The sequence below is a fragment of the Exiguobacterium sp. KKT215 genome (assembly GCF_055635335.1).
The window spans coordinates 2590813-2607911 of sequence record NZ_CM145756.1 but is presented as its reverse complement, the minus strand read 5'-3'; the positions used below and the strand labels follow the sequence as shown (position 1 = coordinate 2607911).

At 50.5% G+C, this 17099-nt stretch carries 25 protein-coding genes; 17 read left to right on the top strand and 8 right to left on the bottom strand.

The window, feature by feature from the left end; translation table 11 throughout:
- The first annotated feature begins 10 nt into the window (after positions 1-10).
- The 8 genes from ACZ2GZ_RS13560 to ACZ2GZ_RS13525 all read left to right on the top strand — a co-directional run bounded on the left by ACZ2GZ_RS13560 (position 11) and on the right by ACZ2GZ_RS13525 (position 4577).
- The gene (locus tag ACZ2GZ_RS13560) at positions 11-472 is read left to right on the top strand and encodes a hypothetical protein (RefSeq protein WP_470295336.1); all 462 of its coding nucleotides are present in this window, start codon (positions 11-13) and stop codon (positions 470-472) included.
- Positions 473-483: 11 nt separating this feature from the next.
- Positions 484-966, top strand: a complete 483-nt coding sequence (locus tag ACZ2GZ_RS13555; RefSeq protein ID WP_029596174.1) for a hypothetical protein — start codon at positions 484-486, stop codon at positions 964-966.
- A 17-nt stretch (positions 967-983) separates the two neighbouring features.
- Positions 984-1439, top strand: coding sequence for a hypothetical protein (locus tag ACZ2GZ_RS13550; protein WP_214803563.1), 456 nt, complete (start codon positions 984-986; stop codon positions 1437-1439).
- Positions 1439-1924 carry a hypothetical protein gene (locus ACZ2GZ_RS13545; RefSeq protein WP_214803560.1) on the top strand — a complete coding sequence of 162 codons (486 nt, stop codon included), beginning with the start codon at positions 1439-1441 and terminating at the stop codon, positions 1922-1924. The genes ACZ2GZ_RS13550 and ACZ2GZ_RS13545 overlap by 1 nt, the downstream gene beginning before the upstream one ends.
- A 112-nt stretch (positions 1925-2036) precedes the next feature.
- Positions 2037-2975 carry a DMT family transporter gene (locus ACZ2GZ_RS13540; RefSeq protein WP_470295335.1) on the top strand — a complete coding sequence of 313 codons (939 nt, stop codon included), beginning with the start codon at positions 2037-2039 and terminating at the stop codon, positions 2973-2975.
- A gap of 15 nt (positions 2976-2990) precedes the next feature.
- A complete protein-coding gene (locus tag ACZ2GZ_RS13535) occupies positions 2991-3416 on the top strand; it encodes a DMT family transporter (RefSeq protein WP_470295334.1) in 426 nt (141 codons plus the stop codon).
- A gap of 6 nt (positions 3417-3422) precedes the next feature.
- On the top strand, positions 3423-4091 hold the full coding sequence (locus ACZ2GZ_RS13530) for a Crp/Fnr family transcriptional regulator (protein WP_470295333.1): 669 nt from the start codon (positions 3423-3425) through the stop codon (positions 4089-4091).
- A gap of 12 nt (positions 4092-4103) precedes the next feature.
- Entirely contained in the window at positions 4104-4577 is a 474-nt protein-coding gene (locus tag ACZ2GZ_RS13525; RefSeq protein WP_470295332.1) for a DMT family transporter, read from the top strand.
- Here the strand turns inward: ACZ2GZ_RS13525 and ACZ2GZ_RS13520 are convergent.
- Positions 4574-4777: a hypothetical protein gene (locus tag ACZ2GZ_RS13520; RefSeq protein WP_470295331.1), complete on the bottom strand. Its 204-nt coding sequence runs from the start codon at positions 4775-4777 to the stop codon at positions 4574-4576. The two genes, ACZ2GZ_RS13525 and ACZ2GZ_RS13520, sit on opposite strands and share 4 nt — an antisense overlap.
- Positions 4778-4855: 78 nt before the next feature.
- On the opposite strand from ACZ2GZ_RS13520, the gene ACZ2GZ_RS13515 reads away from it, so the two are divergent.
- From ACZ2GZ_RS13515 to ACZ2GZ_RS13490, 6 genes are read left to right on the top strand one after another with little or no spacing between them, the layout of a single operon-like run.
- Positions 4856-5347 (top strand): hypothetical protein, encoded by a 492-nt coding sequence (locus ACZ2GZ_RS13515; protein ID WP_470295330.1) that lies wholly within the window; start codon positions 4856-4858, stop codon positions 5345-5347.
- Complete coding sequence (locus ACZ2GZ_RS13510; protein ID WP_214709457.1) at positions 5347-5829, top strand: hypothetical protein; 483 nt, start codon at positions 5347-5349, stop codon at positions 5827-5829. Before ACZ2GZ_RS13515 ends, ACZ2GZ_RS13510 begins: the two co-directional genes overlap by 1 nt.
- The gene (locus ACZ2GZ_RS13505; RefSeq protein WP_214720115.1) at positions 5826-6644 is read left to right on the top strand and encodes an SMI1/KNR4 family protein; all 819 of its coding nucleotides are present in this window, start codon (positions 5826-5828) and stop codon (positions 6642-6644) included. Before ACZ2GZ_RS13510 ends, ACZ2GZ_RS13505 begins: the two co-directional genes overlap by 4 nt.
- Positions 6645-6702: 58 nt before the next feature.
- Positions 6703-7017 (top strand): hypothetical protein, encoded by a 315-nt coding sequence (locus tag ACZ2GZ_RS13500; protein ID WP_470295329.1) that lies wholly within the window; start codon positions 6703-6705, stop codon positions 7015-7017.
- A gap of 33 nt (positions 7018-7050) precedes the next feature.
- Positions 7051-7182: a hypothetical protein gene (locus ACZ2GZ_RS13495; protein ID WP_285800947.1), complete on the top strand. Its 132-nt coding sequence runs from the start codon at positions 7051-7053 to the stop codon at positions 7180-7182.
- Between the two features lie 15 nt (positions 7183-7197).
- Positions 7198-7683 (top strand): hypothetical protein, encoded by a 486-nt coding sequence (locus tag ACZ2GZ_RS13490; RefSeq protein ID WP_470295328.1) that lies wholly within the window; start codon positions 7198-7200, stop codon positions 7681-7683.
- 191 nt (positions 7684-7874) lie between these two features.
- Here the strand turns inward: ACZ2GZ_RS13490 and ACZ2GZ_RS13485 are convergent, their stop codons facing one another.
- From ACZ2GZ_RS13485 to ACZ2GZ_RS13470, 4 genes are all read right to left on the bottom strand, one after another.
- Positions 7875-8399 carry a hypothetical protein gene (locus ACZ2GZ_RS13485; protein ID WP_251130351.1) on the bottom strand — a complete coding sequence of 175 codons (525 nt, stop codon included), beginning with the start codon at positions 8397-8399 and terminating at the stop codon, positions 7875-7877.
- A 13-nt stretch (positions 8400-8412) separates the two neighbouring features.
- Positions 8413-8865 carry a LytTR family DNA-binding domain-containing protein gene (locus ACZ2GZ_RS13480; protein WP_470295327.1) on the bottom strand — a complete coding sequence of 151 codons (453 nt, stop codon included), beginning with the start codon at positions 8863-8865 and terminating at the stop codon, positions 8413-8415.
- A gap of 334 nt (positions 8866-9199) precedes the next feature.
- On the bottom strand, positions 9200-10702 hold the full coding sequence (locus ACZ2GZ_RS13475) for a phytoene desaturase family protein (protein ID WP_214720117.1): 1503 nt from the start codon (positions 10700-10702) through the stop codon (positions 9200-9202).
- Positions 10703-10870: 168 nt separating this feature from the next.
- Positions 10871-11470, bottom strand: a complete 600-nt coding sequence (locus ACZ2GZ_RS13470; protein ID WP_214716100.1) for a TetR/AcrR family transcriptional regulator — start codon at positions 11468-11470, stop codon at positions 10871-10873.
- A gap of 171 nt (positions 11471-11641) precedes the next feature.
- Here ACZ2GZ_RS13470 and ACZ2GZ_RS13465 point away from each other — a divergent pair, with 171 nt between their 5' ends.
- Complete coding sequence (locus ACZ2GZ_RS13465; RefSeq protein ID WP_470295326.1) at positions 11642-12370, top strand: ABC transporter ATP-binding protein; 729 nt, start codon at positions 11642-11644, stop codon at positions 12368-12370.
- Positions 12363-13376, top strand: a complete 1014-nt coding sequence (locus ACZ2GZ_RS13460; protein WP_404353625.1) for an ABC transporter permease — start codon at positions 12363-12365, stop codon at positions 13374-13376. The genes ACZ2GZ_RS13465 and ACZ2GZ_RS13460 overlap by 8 nt, the downstream gene beginning before the upstream one ends.
- Positions 13377-13425: 49 nt before the next feature.
- On the opposite strand, the gene ACZ2GZ_RS13455 is transcribed toward ACZ2GZ_RS13460, so the two are convergent.
- On the bottom strand, positions 13426-14031 hold the full coding sequence (locus ACZ2GZ_RS13455; RefSeq protein WP_470295325.1) for a class I SAM-dependent methyltransferase: 606 nt from the start codon (positions 14029-14031) through the stop codon (positions 13426-13428).
- Positions 14032-14241: 210 nt separating this feature from the next.
- Entirely contained in the window at positions 14242-14751 is a 510-nt protein-coding gene (locus tag ACZ2GZ_RS13450) for a glucosaminidase domain-containing protein (RefSeq protein ID WP_404353623.1), read from the bottom strand.
- 290 nt (positions 14752-15041) lie between these two features.
- Here ACZ2GZ_RS13450 and ACZ2GZ_RS13445 point away from each other — a divergent pair, with 290 nt between their 5' ends.
- Positions 15042-15500 (top strand): hypothetical protein, encoded by a 459-nt coding sequence (locus ACZ2GZ_RS13445; protein WP_404353622.1) that lies wholly within the window; start codon positions 15042-15044, stop codon positions 15498-15500.
- A gap of 43 nt (positions 15501-15543) precedes the next feature.
- Here ACZ2GZ_RS13445 and ACZ2GZ_RS13440 read toward each other — a convergent pair whose 3' ends face one another.
- On the bottom strand, positions 15544-17037 hold the full coding sequence (locus ACZ2GZ_RS13440) for an MDR family MFS transporter (protein WP_214716110.1): 1494 nt from the start codon (positions 17035-17037) through the stop codon (positions 15544-15546).
- Positions 17038-17099: the final 62 nt, after the last annotated feature.

Sequence of the window (17099 nt, the reverse complement as noted above, 5' to 3'; positions counted from 1 at the left end):
GGGGGATTTGATGAACAAACAAGAACGCATCAATCTGATTTATAAAACCAATATAAAGACGGCCGTTTTCCAAAGTCTGCTCACGTTTCCAATGGTGTTTTGTCTCGTCGGATTTATCGAATCGGATTCATGGAACGGTTGGTACGTGGCGGGAGCGCTCGTCTGTCTGTTGCTATTAGGCGGAATCTTCTTCAAGGCGAATCGAGTCGAGACCGAGTTGACCGAGCAAGAGGAAGCCAAAAAGATGATCGTCCGTCGGAACGGATTTGTCTTTGCGCTGTTCGTCCTTTTCCTTTTGTCGTTTGCCCTGACGCTTAAGCTAGGGTGGACGTACGCGTGGATATTGGGTGTAGCGGTCGGTGTCATCTATGTCGGGTATTGTTTGATCCGAAAGCAAGACGAGCGGTTGATGAACATCGATCCGGAGCATCCGATGCTTCGTGAGATACGGCTCGACAACGTCAGAGACTGAGGAGGGATGAGATGGATCGAGAAGCCCGGACTGAGGCATTGTTACAAATCTACACGACGTATCGTCGTTTCATGATTGGAAGCAGTGTCGTCATCTTTGTGAGCGCGCTTTATTTCATGATGCACACGACGTATTCTGGTGTGATTGCGGTGGCCAGTCTTGTGCCGACACTGTTTTTCGAATGGAAACAGACCGTCCTGTATCTTCGGTTCAATGACGACTGGACATATCGGCGTCTCGTGAAAGGACAATTCTTTATCTTAGTAGCTACCTTCCTCACGTTGTTCAGTCTCATCACCCTGTTTTTGACGGGGCAGATTCATCCGGACGTGTTGATGTGGGCGATGGTCATCGGGGCACCACCGTCTGTGTTGTTGCCGCTGTGGATGGATCGAAAACTGCTCAAACTCGACCCAGAACACGTTACGTCAAACATGCTGGCTAAAGCCAATCGTGAGAAGCTGAAGCGTCGACTTGACGGAATCAATGATTAGAAAAGGAATGGAATCGTATGACGAAACAACAACGGATTGACGAAATGAACCGATACCGTGAGCAAAAGAAGCGGCGGCGGGACATACTATTCGCTCCTGTCCCTGGACTATTGTTTGTCACGCTGCTCGCCGATCAACTGTGGTGGGTATGGGCAGGTTTGATGAGTATATTCGCAATCGGTTCGATTGTATATGTAATACAAGAGGGCAAGGCGCTCGCCAATCTGTCTGCGGAACCGAAAGCACAAGTCGCGACGAGAAACGTCTACTGGGTGTTAAGCGGATGGTACGTCATTATCGTCGGTAGCGTGGCAAGTTATAAATTGGAGGCTCCATGGTGGACGTGGATTCTCACCATTGGGATTGCCGTCACGTTGCCGCCTTTGTATAAACGCGTCAACGAAGCTGTCCAAAGCGCAGATACAGTCCAACCGGTCCGATCTGAATTGATGACGACGCGGGGGTTGATGTGATGATCTTGACGAAACAAGAACGAATCGAGCGATTACTCGCGCATGAGGATGCGACGTGGCACTGGCGCTACTGGGGCCTTTTCTTCAGCCTTGTCGCTGTCGCGTTCATCTCGTATCAGACATCGATTTACTTACCGCTCATCCTATTTGCAGTGTATTTGCCCCAATTATGTGTCGCGTGGTGCAAGACGAAAGTGTTGCTGACATTTAATCCGGATCCTCGCTATCGACGTTGGATTTACAGTGATTTCATCGTCGAATGGTTCATCTTTTTGCTGTTCATCTGTCTACTCGCTGCCTATCACACGGGCCTTCTCACGATTTGGCCACTCATGGTCATGTTGGTGACTGGGACGATTGGCGGGTTACTGTTTTCATACATGGTCACCCGAATCGTTCTGACATTTGATCAACATCACGTCACGAATCGGATGTTCGACGAAGCGAAAACTGAGCGCCGTGCACACGAAAAGACGAGTTCCTGATCATCGGAACTCGTCTTTTTTCACATTTCAGGACATAGGTCCTTTATGCTCGAGCGCTCGAGGAGTAAGCTTGAGATGTACACAGTATATAGAGAGAATCGAGGAAGAGACTATGTTAGCCATTGTAATTGGACTCGTCATCGGGATTTTGTTGCCGATGCAGACGAGCGTGAACTCACGTCTGCGCACCATCGTCGGGTCACCGTTCGTCGCGTCGTTTCTGTCGTTCGCGATCGGGACGACCTTTTTAACACTTATGTTATTACTCACCGGGCAGTCGTTCGGGATTGAATCGTCCATCTTCCGAGCAGAACCGCTTTGGATGTGGTCGGGCGGCTTGTTGGGGGTCATCTTTTTAACGGGTAACATCCTCTTGTTTCCAAGGCTCGGCAGCGTTCAGACTGTCATCATGCCGATTTTTGGACAGACTTTGATGGGACTGTTGATTGACCACTTCGGTTGGTTTAATTCAGCCGTCAACGTCCTCACGCCGTGGCGCGTGTTCGGGGCCTTGCTCGTATTACTTGGCGTCGTCGGGACGGTCGCACTTACGGACTGGATTAACCGTCGCCGCGGCAAACTAGTCGCCCGATCGCAGACGGGAACCGGCAATTTGAACGTCTGGCGCTTCGTCGGAATCGGGACCGGGATAATGAGTGCGACGCAGACGGCCATCAACGGCTATTTGGGAACGGTGCTCGAATCGGCTTTGAAAGGGGCGCTCGTCTCGTTCGTCGTCGGGACGGTGACGTTACTGCTCATCTTGCTCGTCTTGCGGCCGAACGTCGAAAGGGGCGGGCTACGCGGGCAGCCGTGGTGGATGTGGCTCGGCGGCATCATCGGGGCACTGTTCATCGGCGGTAATGTGTTGATCGTGCCAATGGTCGGGACCGGCATCGCCGTCGTCATCGTCATTGTCGGCTTGCTGTGCGGAAGTCTGCTCATCGACCGCTTCGGCTGGTTCGGGGCCGCGAAGAACCCGGTCACCGGGATTCAACTCGTCAGTTTACTCGTCATGGTCATCGGGATCATGCTGATTCGTTTGTCATAGGGGAGGAAAGGCATCATGCGCGGAGTACTGTTCGCCATCAGTGGAGGTTTCTTTTTGACACTGCAGAGCGTCGCCAACGCTCGCATCAGTTCAAGTATCGGGACGTGGCAGGCTGCGACGTTGACGCAATTGACGGGCTTTCTCGTCGCGCTCGTGATCATGCTCGTCGTCCGCGACCGGACGTACGTCCACATGCGTCGCGTCGAGCCGCTCTATTTGTCAGGGGGCGCGTTTGCTGCGTTCATCTTGTTCAGCAATATGACGGCCGTGCATGAGCTCGGCGTCACCCTCACCATCTCGTTGTTCTTGATTGCCCAGCTTGCCCTCGCGCTTGTCATCGACTGGCGCGGGTGGTTCGGGATGTTGCGCCGTGACTTGAACCGGACGCAACTGCTCGGTGTCATCATGATGATTATCGGGATTCTCGTATTGAAAGGATGACGCGCGATGGAACAGATTGACCGTTACATGAAGCAATATGGATTGAATGAGGTGCTCCCATCAGCCGTCCGTCCTCATCTCACACTCGTCCGTTACGCGACGGGGGAGGCGATTTGTACCCAAGGCGCTAAGGCCGAGCATCTTCACTTTCTCGTCAGTGGAAAGATTCGGGTGGCCCACACGTCGGCGGCCGGGAAGCGGCTCGTCTTGTCGTTCAAATATCCGCTCGACTTGATTGGCGACATCGAATACGTTCGCCGCACGCCGTTCTTGAACACGGTCGAGGCGGTTACGCCGGTCGAGATGCTCGTCGTCCGCTTCGATGATCTCGCGCGTCATGCGAAAGATGATGTGACGTGGCTCCACTATTTGCTGGCAGGCATCACAAAAAAGTTCGAGATGAAGTCGCAGTCGATGAGTTTCAACTTGTTTTACCCGGTCGATGTGCGACTCGCGAGCTATCTGTTGTCGATGACACCGGAAGAGACGACGCTCGGGTCGACCGTCGATGAGTTGACCGATATCGCCGATTTGATTGGGACGAGCTATCGCCACGTCAACCGGACACTCAAGCGGTTCGTGGAACAAGGATTGATTGAACGGGATCGTCGGTCGATTGCAATCATGGATCGCGCCGGGTTGATTGCCGTCGCCGGGGAGAGTATTTATGAATGAGGAGGACATATCATGGCACTTGGAATGATGCTCGCGGTCATGGGCGGCATGCTCGTCTGTGTGCAGAATACGTTCAACGCCAAAGTGAAAGAACAGGTTGGGGCGTGGGCGACGACGACGCTCGTGCTCGCCCTCGGCTTCTTGGCGTCGCTACTCGTCGGATTGATCAGTGAAGGATTTGGTCTGTTCGCGGTCACGGGGATGGAGACGTGGTATTGGTTCAGCGGCATCATCGGAGTCGGTGTCGTCATGAGCGTGACGCAAGGCGTTCAACAGCTCGGACCGAGCCATGCCATATCAATCGTCATGGTGTCACAAATCCTATTCGCGCTCCTATGGGACACGCTCGGCTGGTTCGGGCTCGAAGCCATTCCGTTCACGTGGAAGACAGCGATTGGCATCGTGCTAATCGTTGGTGGGGTTCTGTTGTTCCAGTTGAGTGGAAATAAAGAGACGGCCCATCAAAAAGTAAAACAAGTCGGTTAAAAGGATTTACGACAAATATGACATATCTGCCCGTGTTCCTGCCGTTTGATGACGGCTTGGCAATGCGGGCATTTTGTCGTGAACGAGGCACGTGGTTGGGCGGGGGAGCGGTCTCCGAACGATGACGGATAGATGGTATAAGAGCGGGTCACAATAAAGCCGACGATACCGAGCAGGACGACTAAAATCAGAATATCCATCGAAATACCTCCTAATTATTGGTATGCTACTCCTATGTACGGTAAACGGTCCGAATTGGTTTCAAGGAGGAACAAATGATGATGACGCGAGAAGAACGAATCGAGCAATTACAGATACGTCCGAAAAAAGGTGCCTTTAACTTGTTATGGGCCGCAGCAGCTGGATTTGGAGTGGGATGGTGGATCTATACCAATGCATCATTGCCAATGCTTGCGATGTTCGTCTTTTTGATGATGACGGCTGTCCCGCTCAGTCGCGTAGCTTGGCAGAAGACGCGCGTATTTGTGACGTTCAATGAAAGTCGATCTTACAAACGGTTGATTCGGGCGAAAGGCGTCATCGCGATTGCGCTGTTATGGGTCATGCTCGGTTTGATGGGCGGATATGTGTCAGGATACTTCGCATTGCCAGTATTCAGTGGACTATCGGCGATGTTGATTGCAGGCATGTTAGTGGTTGAGACATGGCTCGATTACCGGTTACTTCGTATCGATCATGAGCATGTCACTGATAGCTTGATTGGGTTTACGAAACGTGAGCGCTTGAAGCGGAAATGGGAGGGCGAATGATGGTCGAGCATAAAAATCGCTTGCTTCAATTGATGCGGTTTGAACAAGTCTCGATTCGTTTATTTGGTCTACTAGTAGCCATCATCATCTTGACCTCGTTTTATCTCCATAGTCGTTACACTTTAACGAACATGCAGGTGTTCGCAGCCTTTTTAGTCATTTACGCATCATTGATTTTATGGGGCTGGTTACGGATGAAGCTATTGCTTCGCTTTAGTTCGGATGAGCTGTATCGCCGATATGTTCGACTCAACTTTTTATTCATCTTCATGACGGTCATCGGGCTCGCGGTATTTATTTGGGGTACAGTCATTCAAACTTTTCAACATGTCACGTATTCATTGCTTGGTACGCTAATCGTCTTGCCTTGTCTTTATTTTGAATGGTGGGTGAATGAGCGACTCAAAAAGATTGATCCAGAACATGTGACGAATCAAGACATTCGCCAATACAGACGATTGAAGAAAGCAGGGGAACAATGATCATTTGGAACGATATACCGGACGACCCGAACCGGTTGCCCGCATTAACGGATGACGTGTTGACTGAAGTGGAGACGCGACTCGGAGTGAAACTGCCGATTGATTATCTCGAGACGATTCGTATCCAGAACGGGGGATATGTCGAACAGCGCGACTTGCCGATTATATGGAATGGACAAGATGACATCGTTCTCGTTGATTCAATTGCTGGAGTCGGGCGTCACGAAGGGCTGATCGAATCAAAAGCTTTATTAACGGAATGGGGTGTCGAGGATGAACGATTGATTGCGTTCGCCGGTGACGGGCACTTTTTCCTCGCATTCGACTACCGTGAAGGAGCGACGCCTAAGATTGCCTATATCGATACGGATACGGAAGAGATTGATGTCTTGTTCGATTCGTTCAGTCAATTTAGCGAAGCGCTCACGACGGTCGACATGGTAATGTTTGCAGAAATGATTCCAGAACCAATCACTGAAATGAAACCAGGGAAAGCACTCTTGGACGATGCACGACGCCTGCTTTATAGTGAAGAACCGAAAGAAAAACTGGACGGTGCGGTTATTTGGTTCAATGGATTGGATTCACTTGAGGCGAACGAACTCGTTCGTGAGCTGTTGACATGGATGGATGACGAGACGTTACGAGAGACGGCGACAAGCGTCATTCAAGAAGTCATTATTCGACGGAAGCCCTTAGATCAACAACTGTTCGAAGCATTTTTTGAGACGCTCCACAGACAAGACGACGTCTATAGTAAACAATGCTACGAAGAGACGATGTACATTCTTGATAACGATATTAGAGTTGAGTGAAACGATTTGCCGTTTCCTTTCGTAAAAGAAGGTAACGAGATTTGATTAGGGGGATTGGATGATTGACCATAACATAAGACTTGAACGCATGATGGAGAACGATCGAAATCGACAAAAACAAATGTTGTACCCGACGATAGGAATCATCGCACTGTTCATCATCTATTTTTGGGCGACGGACGTCCTCTTACTGTTGCCGATCATCTTGGTTGGACAGCTGCCCGTGCTGTATAAAGGGTGGTACCGGATGAAGTTGCTGCTCACCTTCAACGACGACGCTCGCTACCAACAGAAAGTACGGTCCGAGTTCGGCTTGGCCGTCGGGAACATCGTGTTTCTCTTGCTGTTGATCGCGAGCTCGATGCTCGGATGAATCACGCTACTCACGCTCGTCATCGTCGTTATCGTGGGTCTGATCACATTCCTAGCGCTTGGGATTCGCATCGACCGTGAGTTGAAAACGATTGACCCGGAGCACGTGACCGCGACGGAACTCGGCAAGGCGCAACTCGAGCGCGAAAAACGAAAGTCATCATGATGGGAGTACCTAACTATGGTTAATAAAAATGAACGACTGAAACAAATGGTCGAGAACGACCGGAAAGTGAACCGGACGGCGCTCTTGCTCACGTTCGCAATTTTAGGAATCGCCTTTTACTTCATCTTTACTCAAGACATTACGGTCGCGACGTTCGCCGTCATCATCATGGCGACGCAATTGCCGAGTCTCTATCGGGCGTGGCATCGTATGAACTTGCTGCTTACGTTCAATGACGAGTCACGGTATCAAAAGTTCGTGCGCCTCGAGTTCGGTACCGTTCTCGCGAACGTCATCTTGCTTGGGGTCTTCATCGCTATCGCTTGGGCGATTGAAGGGTCACTCTTCGTCTTTGCAATCATGCTGATCGCTTTGTTCCTCCCGTTCATCTTCTTGTCGGTATGGGTGAACCGTAAAATTGAGGTGATTGACCCAGAGCACGTGACGAACCATGAGTTGCGGACGGCGCATCGCGATGAAGCGAAACGCCAGCTCAAATAAGGAGGAGTTCGATGGATATGCGAGTGCTTGATATGCTGTGGACGCTTGGTAATTATGCTGTCTTGTTAGGCGGAATCATTTTCGTGCTAAAGCTAATGATTGGAACAGCGAACAAGCAGAACTGAATAGAACCAAAAAGCCATAAAATTCGAGAGCCTCGACTTTTATGGCTTTTTAAATTGATTGGCGTTTCACTGCTTCTCCACTACCTGTATTTTAAACACACCTGTGCCCGAACGGTTCGTCAACAAGGTGATTAAAATCAAATCACCTTTGGATAAATCTGATAGAGAGAGCGTCTCCTCTTGTTTATAAATGGATACTTGTTCCTCAAAAACTTCATATTCCATAAGTGTTTGATTCGTTTCATCGTTAAATAAATTACCTTTAACCGTTATCTGATTGTCTTCGATTCCTTGAATTTCAGCATAAAATGTCTGAATATCAGACGGAGCGAGAACCCAGATATCTTCCTCATATGCTTTGTACGCATTGGTGTATCCCGCAAAATAACTAATCAACACACTGATTACTAAGAGAACAATTGACAGGATGACAGTGATTTTATAAGGCGGCATCATCGGGGAACGTGTTTTTAAGTTGCCAATTAGCGCTTGATTGATGTGTCGCTTGTAGGCCTGAAAATAAAGCGTGATAGTCACAATAAAGGTGAATAGAACGATGCATGTCGCGATGATGTAAATAGGGATGCTCATAAAGTTGTCTCCTTCAGATATGAAAATGATCTTTAAAGATATAGTAATAGCTCCTTGTCACATCAACGCGTTTTCCGTTCGTTAGAGTAAGGATAAATTTTGTGGAAAGAGTGGGTTTGATTTGTTTGATTTGATTTGTTGCAATGACAACAGAGTTACTGATTCGTAAAAAAGACGTCGGATCGAGCAAACTGACGAGCCGGTATAATCGATCAGTAGCGACATAAACGGATGCTTGCGTTTCAATTTCCACTGTATGGCCAAAGGATTCGATACAAATAATATCCGCTACTGGTAACACGATCCGTTCATTCGTGTCCTTCTCTTTAACAGTCAAATGCTGAACAAAAGGAGTAGATGTACTCAGTACCAGGTCGGCCGTATCATCTATTTCAATTCCTTTTTCCTCGAGCATAGACTTAATCTCGTCATAGCGCTCGTTACTAATATCGAGCTTGATTTTCATGCACGAACCGCCTTCCTCTGTACCAATCCATATATTTGAAATCAGTGTAGCAACTACCTCCTTGTTCATCAATACAAGATGAACACTTTACAGAAATATCCACATAAGTTGCATCATAGAGATTGAGTCTAATAAACAAAATGGATCATCGTATCTCGTCACGATAAAAACCCTATGGATGAATACAGATTGGTGAGTCCATCTGCTTCTCCATAGGGTGTTTTAAATTAAGATATAATTTGGCTTCGTTAGGCGAACATGCCCACCAAAATCCCGCAGATGACCATGCCAATCGTATAGAACTTGAAGCGGTGTCGTTCCCAAAACGAGTCGGTCATCGATTTGTGACTCCGTCACGCTTCGCAATCTTATCGCTCACTTGCTGGCCGCTCAATGTCACCATCGGCATGCCGCCGCCGGGATTGACCGTACCTCCGACGAAGTAGAGGTTGTCGTACAGCTCGCTCTGTTTCTTATGCTTGAAGCCGCCGTTCCGTTTTTTATCGGCGACGGTCCCATAAATCGCGCCCCGGTCCGAACCGTACGTGCGCTCGATGTCATGCGGCGTCCAGACGTCACGTGTCACCGTATGTTCCCGCAATCCGTCCAAGCCCATCCGTTCGAGCTTGTCGAGGACGCGCTCTTCGAACGCGGCGTATTGTTCTGGTGTGAACGGGTTGTCCTGGATGTACGGGATGTGCGGCAAGATCTTGATGTTCTCATGCCCAGGCGGTGCCTGTGTCGGGTCGGTCTTATTGACGTTCACCAAGTAAATCGTCGGGTCGTCCGGCAACTCGTGCTGCTCGAAAATCTTGTCCATCTGTTCGTGCAAGTTCTCCGAGAAGAAGAAGTTGTGATGGCCGAGCGCAGGATACTCTTTGTTCACGCCGAGGTGGAGCACGAAGCCGGAGCTGGCCGGCTCATATTTCTCGACAAGCTTGTCGACGAACTGGTCATCTGCTTCGACCATCTTTTGATAGAACGGGATGACTTCCATGTTCGAGACGAAATAGTCGGCCGAGCGGAGCCGTCCATCTTCGAGCTCGATGGCCGTCAATTGTCCGTTCAGCGTGTGCGCGCGGACGACGCCTTGACCGGTATGGAGCTGGACGCCAATCTCTTCCGCGAGTTTCGTCAATCCTTCCGCGAGTTTATGCGTCCCGCCTTCGACGTACCAGCAGCCTTGGGCGTGCTGCATGTAAATCATCATGTTGAGGACAGCCGGTGCGCTGTACGGGGACGATCCGACATACTTCACGTAATACGATAACATCGTCCGTAAATGCGGGTTGCTGATTCGTTTGGCGATGCCGTCGTACATCGTCGACGTCAAATCGAAGCCGAACAACGTCGAGAACAGACCGTTCTTCGCGACCGCTTCGCGCGGCGATTCAAACCCTTCTTTCAAGTACGCCTTCTCCGTCGTGTTGTAAATCCGCTCGGCATATTTCAACAGCTCGCGGTACTCGTACATGTCTTTTCGGGACAACGTCGGGTTGGCGCGCTCCATCTTGTCCAAATCATGATAGAGATCGAGCACCGTGCCGTCCGGGAAGAACGAGCGCCACTCGAGGTCGAGCCGTTTGATTGGCACGTAGTCTTCCATCCGCTTGCTGCTACCTGCGAACAGCTTCTCAAAAATCTGCGGCATCGTTAAAATCGACGGGCCGAGGTCAAAGCCGAAGCCGTCTTGTTCGAGCCGGTTCACTTTCCCGCCGATATGGTCGTTCTTTTCGTATAAGGAGACGTCGTATCCTTTTTGTGCGAGTGAGATCGCCGCGGAAATCCCGCCGAGCCCGCCACCGATCACAATCACCGATTTGTTCACGTTTTGCATATGTGTTTCGCCCTTCTTCCACCATGTATTTTTTATTGTTAAGTAGGAACGCGTGATGTCTACTCTAACAGTTTGCCATCACGTCTCTTATTCCCTGCTTCGCGTAGAATGAACATGCATATCGGGCTCGAATGTATAAAATGATCAAAGTGGATGTCGGGAAAAAACTTACGGCTTCAGACCGCCGGCTGTCAGCGGTCCTTCGAACGTGATTGTATAGATGATGCGGGCGATGTCCTCTGCGGTTTCGGGACGGTCGTTATACAGCCATTCGTAGATGACCCCCATATGGGCCGCGGAAATATAAGACACGAGATAGTCGGCCGGCACAAGTGCTTTCGTCGCATCGAACAACACCGTCGGGGAGCGTTGGAAGAGCGCCGCGTGCATGTACGACCGGAGCCGGGCTTGAAACTGGGGGTCACCGTTCGGGCCTAGGAGCGGTTTCATTAAGATTTTATTGTCTTCGATGAAGCGGATGAACGGGACGAGCAGTTCATGAGCGCCCGGTCCGCGCTGGTCACCAAAGACACGCGGAATCTGTTTGACCAGTTTCCGTTCGGCCTCGTGAAAAATGACTTCAATCAGCTTCTCCATCAAGTCGAACTTATCCGCATAATGACTGTAAAACGTCCCGCGATTGATGCCGGCCCGTTCGGTGACAGCTTTCACCGTGACCGCCTCGAACCCGTGCTCGTCAATCAAGTCTAAAAAGGCATTCTTAATCAATTGTTTCGTTCGCGTGATGCGTAAATCTTCATGTCCCATCTGTTTTTTCTCCTTTATCCAACACTTGGGTGTGAACTGTCTGATAACCGACACGATGGCCGATATTGCCGATTGTTGGGCTGTCGGACGAGGTCTATACTGAACGTATAAACCAACACGGTGTCTATTAATCAAGTGTACATGAATCGGGCATCGAAAAGGAGAATCGCTATGGACATCCAACTGAACGGCGTCAGTAAATCGTTCGGTGACCAATTGGCCATCGACCACGTCGACTTTACCATCAACTCAGGGGATATCTGTTGCCTGCTCGGCCCATCCGGTTCAGGGAAGACGACGCTCATCCGACTGATGATCGGTGCCTTGGCCACAGACAAGGGTTCGATTCAAATAGGGGAGACGGTCATGCCAAACATGCATATGCTGCACAACATCGGCTTCATGCCTCAGAACGATGGATTGTATGACGACTTGTCGGCCGAGGCGAACCTTGAGTTTTTTGGCTCCATCTATAAGCTCAGCAAGACGACACTGCAGCAACGCATCACGGAAGTGCTCACGCTCGTCGATTTGACGGCCGACCGCAAGAAACTCGTCCGAAACTTCTCGGGCGGGATGAAAAAACGGCTGTCACTCGCGATCGCTATCCTGCATCAACCGGACGTCTTGTTTTTAGACGAGCCGACGGTCGGAATCGATCCAATCTTACGCCGTCAGATTTGGAATCAGTTTCAAGCGATTCGGGCGAACGGGACGACGATCATCGTCTCGACGCACGTCATGGACGAGGTGCTCGAGTGTGACCGGGCCGCGCTCATCTATAACGGCCGTTTGATCGCTTACGACACCGTGCCACATCTGTTAGACCAGACGGAGAACGGTCGCGTCGAGGAACTGTTCCTCATCGCCGGTCGAGAAGGAGGGACGGATCATGCGTAACTTGGCGAAACGCGTCATCTTTCAGACGCTCAACGATAAGCGGAGTGTCGCCTTGATTTTGATTGCGCCGCTCCTCATCTTGACGCTCGTCTACTTCCTGCTCGGGGACTCGGATTATGTGCCGGTCGTCGTGCTCGATGAGAACGAACAAACGCAACTCGTCGAAGCGTTCGAAGCCGAGACACTCGACGTCCGGTTGGATACGGTCGACAATCCGTTCGGGTATTTAGAGGACAATAAAGACGTCGATGCGATTTTTGAAGTGACTCAGGAAGGGACGACCATCACGCTCCGAGAACCTTCGACGAAGTCTTCGAAGGCGGTACGAGAGATTCAAGCGGCGTTGTCGGCATTGAATCCGGCGGCTGATATCGAGATGAACTATGTATATGGGGAAGAAGGCCAATCGACGTTCGATTCGTTCGGCTACGTGTTCTTGTCGCTATTCTCGTTCTTCTTCGTCTTCATCCTGTCGGCGATGGCGCTCGTCAAAGAGCGGAGCGGTGGCACGCTCGAACGGCTCCTGATGACACCAATCAAACGTGGACAGGTCATCTTAGGGTATACGCTCGGCTACGGCGTGTTCGCGGTCGTTCAATCCGTCTTCATCGTTCTGTATACGATTTACGTGCTCGGGCTGACCTCGCTCGGCAATATCGGTTGGGTCATGTTGGTCATGTTGCTCATGGCCGGGACGGCCGTCTTGTTCGGCGCCACGATTTCGGTGTTCGCCCGTTCGGAACTGCAAGTCGTCCAGATGATTCCGTTCACGATCATCCCGCAAGTGTTCTTTTCCGGTCTCATCCCGCTCGACTTGATTCCGTACGGGCTCGGCAACTTGAGTTACGTCATGCCCATCTTTTACGGGGCGACCGCGATCAAAGAAGTCATGGTGTACGGGAGCGGGTTCGCCGGGATTTGGGGTTATTTGCTCGGCTTGATTGTCTATGCCGGGGTACTCTACTTACTCAACATACGGGCGCTCGGGAAGTATCGGGGACATTAATCTCAAATGACAAAACCGACTCGTCGTTAGACGAGTCGGTTTAACTTGTTTACGAGGTACTTACTTTTTGGCCGATATATTGCAAGACAGCCGATTCACCGTTGTGGAGTGAGCCTTCGTGTCGCTCCACGGTCCCGTCGAAAAAGTGGATCGTTTTGAATGAATCCATGAGTGTTGCGAAATCAGAGCGCGTGTAGAGCAACTCTTTTTGCTTCGGACCGCCCGTTCCGTAAGTGAGTTGCGCCTCGCTGTAGACTTCCGTCACGAAATAACCGCCGGGCTTTAGGGCACGCCCGACTCCTGCAATGACGGATTTTTTTACGTGATCTGGAAAATGTCCGTAAATACAGACGATAGCGTCATAGACGTTTTCCGACCAATCGGCCTCGGCCAAATCGACGAGACGGGTGTGAAGGGTGACCCCGCGACGTTCTGCTAACCGGTTTGCTTTGTCAAGACCGACTCGCGAGTAGTCCCACATGTCCACGGTGACTCCTTGTTCCGCGAGCCAAACCGCATTTCGTCCTTCCCCTTCTGCGATTGCGAGCACACGCATCCCCTGTTTGAACAGGTGTGCCTGTTGGTTCACAAAGGCGTTCGGGTTTTCCCCGTACACATACTCATCCGTATTGAACCGTTTATCCCAAGTCGACATGCTTTATTCCTCCCTAACAGACGTGGCGCGTACACGTCCTCAAGTTTGTTCTTTCAGTTTACATGAAAAAAGCATCCGGGCAGGTGCCCCGAATGCCTGTTAACGTTTGAGTAGTAAAGCGACGCCGGTCACGAGAAGTGCGAGTCCGCTAAACAATCGTACTTGGTTGCAAGTCACTATCTTTCACCCCTGTAAGTCATTGTAGGTCATTCATTTTTTGGCGACGCGAAGTTTTGTCCGTTCCATCTCTTTATAAATCGCAAGGATGTCGTTGCCATAGTTGCCTCTTGGCTGCATCGCCCATTTGCCTTGGAGGGCGGGCCATGTTGGTGCGGATCCTCGTTTCACGTAACGGAAGCGAGGGTCGGCGAGCTTCATGTTCAGTTTGTCTTTCGAAGCGTATGCCTTCAAATGCTGAATATGGGCTGTGACGCCTTGGAAAGGCGAGCGGAACGTATGGCCTTTTACCCCATTACCCACCGTTCCGATGCCCGCATAATTGTGTTGCCTCGGGAGGACGTCCCCTTTGTAACTGAAGTAGCCGGTCTCCTTCAACGCCTGCGCGAACGCGACATCGCCACGGACACCTTCTTTTGCACCGATGACGATGAACAGTTTGGCGAGCTCTTCGACGGTCACAGCTTGAAGCCGGACGTTTTTTGGATTTTTCTTTTTGACAAAGTCCGCCATCTGTTGAGGTGTTAATGCTGATGTTCCCATAATAGCACGATTTTCTTTTTTTGACGCAGCTGAAACGGACGGTGTCGAACTAATCAATGAAAATAGTATTAAAGTAACTCCTACCCAATAAACGACTACACGCTTCATCCTTGTTCCTCCCATAATCAACGAATAAACTATGAAAATAATACCATATATTAGGTTTATTAATTATTTCATTTTGATTAAACGGGAGGAATCATCCAAATTTATGAAGGTGAATCATGAAGCATTTCTTTTAACGAAACTAAAACCAGTTTGCTCACGTAACTAAAGACGAGGTGATGGGAATGAAGAAACAAGCACGCATGCGTTCGATTCAATCGTATCAAAAACGATGGATGCCATTGCACGTATCAGTCGTCATCGCGGTCGGGATGTCATTTGTGTTATTAGTTATAAACGAGTTTCAAACGGGTAGTGGAATCGTCTTCTTAGCGGCGCTCGTCGTGTTGATTTACCTGGAATGGCGCGAGAGCCGATTCATGCAACGGTTGACAGCCGAACCGTCCGTCCAGAAGTTCATTCGTCGCACGTATCTTGGGCGCAACGCTGTCTCGCTGTTCGGAGCCATCGGGTTCTGCCTGTTATTTAAACATGGATTCCAGTCAAATCTGTTCTTATGGATGATGATTTTCTTCGGGGCGGTTGCGGGCCAAGCGGCGACGACGATGTATTACGAACGCAAGATTCGCCAGTTCGACCCGGAACATCCGAGTCGGCATGACTTGAGTTTTACAAAGGGATAAACAGAAAACAAGCCGTCCTAATCGAACAGGACGGCTTGTTTTGTTAATTCGCTTTTTTGAGTTCTTCTGCGTCTTCTTTGAAATTGAGTTTTTTAACATCGACTCGTTTCACGAAGAAGGCGAGGACGAGCGCCAAAATGTTCATGCCGAGCGCGACATAGAACGAATACTGAATCCCTGAAAGCAACGCTTGCTGCGTCAACGCACCCATCGCACTCTCGGTGAGTGTCGCTGGGTCGACGCCGGTCATAAGTGACTCGGCTTCTGTTTTCGTCACCGAGTTCATGATGGTGACGAGGACTGCCGTCCCGATCGCACCGGATACTTGTTGGGCCGTGTTGTTAATGGCCGTTCCGTGGGGGTTGAGGCTCGTCGGTAGCTGGTTGAGACCATTGGTCATGATCGGCATCATCACCATCGACATCCCGAACATGCGGAGCGTGTACGTCGTGACGATATACGTGTACGTCGAATCGAGTTGGACGTGGGCGAGCATATACGTCGAGATGGCCGTAATCGTGAGACCCGTGATAGAGAGCAACTTCGGTCCGAATTTATCAAACAGCTTGCCGGTGATCGGTGACATGATTCCCATGATGATGGCACCTGGCAACAGCATGAGCCCCGAGTCGAGCGGTGAGATGCCGCGGACGCTCTGGACGTAAGCCGGTGTCAAAATCATCCCCGAGAACATGGCGACGGCGTTGACGACCGCGATGATCGAGGCGAGCGCGAACATTGGATATTTATATGCCCGTAGGTCGAGCAGTGGTTTCTCCATGTTGAGCTGACGGATGACGAAGGCGATCAGTGCGACGAATCCGACAATCATCGTCGTCAAGACGATTGGGTTATCCCAACCATCCGAACTCGCTGAGCTGACACCATACAAGACGCCACCGAAACCGATCGTCGATAGGACGAGCGATAGATAGTCGAGCGATTGCTCTTTATTTTGCACCATGACGTTCTCGGCTTTCCAAATGGCAAGCCCGAGCCCGATGATGGCGAGCGGGAGAATCATCTCGAACAAGACGCGCCAGTCGTAGTATTCGACGATGTAGCCCGAGAGTGTCGGACCGATGGCTGGTGCTGAAATCATGACGAGACCGAAAATCCCCATCGCCGTTCCACGTTTTTCACGCGGGAAACTGACGAGCATGACGTTCATCAAGAGCGGTCCCATCGTCGACGCCCCGACCGCTTGAATCATCCGACCGGCTAGTAAGACACCGAAGTTCGGAGAGAAAGCGGCGATGGCCGTCCCGAGAGCGAAAATCGCCATCGACGTGATGAAGAGGCTCCGGTTTGAGAACCGGGTGATCAAGTAGGCCGATGCCGGGACGAGTACGCCCGTCACGAGCATAAAGCCGGTCGCGAGCCATTGGACCGTCGAGTAGTCGGCGATTTCTAAGTCGACCATGATCGATGGGAGCGCGACGTTCAATAATGAGTTGTTCAGGAAGGCGATGAACGCCCCTGCAAAGAGAACCGCGAGCATGAGGTACGGCGGTTTCTTTTGGAATTCTGGTTTCATACGAGTTGCTCCTTTATGTTCTGAATAGTTATATACTAGTAAGTGTCGATGTGATGATTTTA

What these genes read in the sequence shown, in the direction of transcription:
- ACZ2GZ_RS13480 (WP_470295327.1), bottom strand. Translation starts at nt 8,865, where the DNA reads ATGAAAATCAAGCTCGATATTAGTAACGAGCGCTATGACGAGATTAAG.
- ACZ2GZ_RS13505 (WP_214720115.1), top strand. Translation starts at nt 5,826, where the DNA reads ATGATCATTTGGAACGATATACCGGACGACCCGAACCGGTTGCCCGCA.
- ACZ2GZ_RS13550 (WP_214803563.1), top strand. Translation starts at nt 984, where the DNA reads ATGACGAAACAACAACGGATTGACGAAATGAACCGATACCGTGAGCAA.
- ACZ2GZ_RS13515 (WP_470295330.1), top strand. Translation starts at nt 4,856, where the DNA reads ATGATGACGCGAGAAGAACGAATCGAGCAATTACAGATACGTCCGAAA.
- ACZ2GZ_RS13530 (WP_470295333.1), top strand. Translation starts at nt 3,423, where the DNA reads ATGGAACAGATTGACCGTTACATGAAGCAATATGGATTGAATGAGGTG.
- ACZ2GZ_RS13535 (WP_470295334.1), top strand. Translation starts at nt 2,991, where the DNA reads ATGCGCGGAGTACTGTTCGCCATCAGTGGAGGTTTCTTTTTGACACTG.
- ACZ2GZ_RS13450 (WP_404353623.1), bottom strand. Translation starts at nt 14,751, where the DNA reads ATGGGAACATCAGCATTAACACCTCAACAGATGGCGGACTTTGTCAAA.
- ACZ2GZ_RS13475 (WP_214720117.1), bottom strand. Translation starts at nt 10,702, where the DNA reads ATGCAAAACGTGAACAAATCGGTGATTGTGATCGGTGGCGGGCTCGGC.
- ACZ2GZ_RS13555 (WP_029596174.1), top strand. Translation starts at nt 484, where the DNA reads ATGGATCGAGAAGCCCGGACTGAGGCATTGTTACAAATCTACACGACG.
- ACZ2GZ_RS13455 (WP_470295325.1), bottom strand. Translation starts at nt 14,031, where the DNA reads ATGTCGACTTGGGATAAACGGTTCAATACGGATGAGTATGTGTACGGG.
- ACZ2GZ_RS13440 (WP_214716110.1), bottom strand. Translation starts at nt 17,037, where the DNA reads ATGAAACCAGAATTCCAAAAGAAACCGCCGTACCTCATGCTCGCGGTT.
- ACZ2GZ_RS13545 (WP_214803560.1), top strand. Translation starts at nt 1,439, where the DNA reads ATGATCTTGACGAAACAAGAACGAATCGAGCGATTACTCGCGCATGAG.
- ACZ2GZ_RS13525 (WP_470295332.1), top strand. Translation starts at nt 4,104, where the DNA reads ATGGCACTTGGAATGATGCTCGCGGTCATGGGCGGCATGCTCGTCTGT.
- ACZ2GZ_RS13470 (WP_214716100.1), bottom strand. Translation starts at nt 11,470, where the DNA reads ATGGGACATGAAGATTTACGCATCACGCGAACGAAACAATTGATTAAG.
- ACZ2GZ_RS13500 (WP_470295329.1), top strand. Translation starts at nt 6,703, where the DNA reads ATGATTGACCATAACATAAGACTTGAACGCATGATGGAGAACGATCGA.
- ACZ2GZ_RS13540 (WP_470295335.1), top strand. Translation starts at nt 2,037, where the DNA reads ATGTTAGCCATTGTAATTGGACTCGTCATCGGGATTTTGTTGCCGATG.
- ACZ2GZ_RS13520 (WP_470295331.1), bottom strand. Translation starts at nt 4,777, where the DNA reads ATGGATATTCTGATTTTAGTCGTCCTGCTCGGTATCGTCGGCTTTATT.
- ACZ2GZ_RS13510 (WP_214709457.1), top strand. Translation starts at nt 5,347, where the DNA reads ATGGTCGAGCATAAAAATCGCTTGCTTCAATTGATGCGGTTTGAACAA.
- ACZ2GZ_RS13560 (WP_470295336.1), top strand. Translation starts at nt 11, where the DNA reads ATGAACAAACAAGAACGCATCAATCTGATTTATAAAACCAATATAAAG.
- ACZ2GZ_RS13490 (WP_470295328.1), top strand. Translation starts at nt 7,198, where the DNA reads ATGGTTAATAAAAATGAACGACTGAAACAAATGGTCGAGAACGACCGG.
- ACZ2GZ_RS13445 (WP_404353622.1), top strand. Translation starts at nt 15,042, where the DNA reads ATGAAGAAACAAGCACGCATGCGTTCGATTCAATCGTATCAAAAACGA.
- ACZ2GZ_RS13460 (WP_404353625.1), top strand. Translation starts at nt 12,363, where the DNA reads ATGCGTAACTTGGCGAAACGCGTCATCTTTCAGACGCTCAACGATAAG.
- ACZ2GZ_RS13485 (WP_251130351.1), bottom strand. Translation starts at nt 8,399, where the DNA reads ATGAGCATCCCTATTTACATCATCGCGACATGCATCGTTCTATTCACC.
- ACZ2GZ_RS13465 (WP_470295326.1), top strand. Translation starts at nt 11,642, where the DNA reads ATGGACATCCAACTGAACGGCGTCAGTAAATCGTTCGGTGACCAATTG.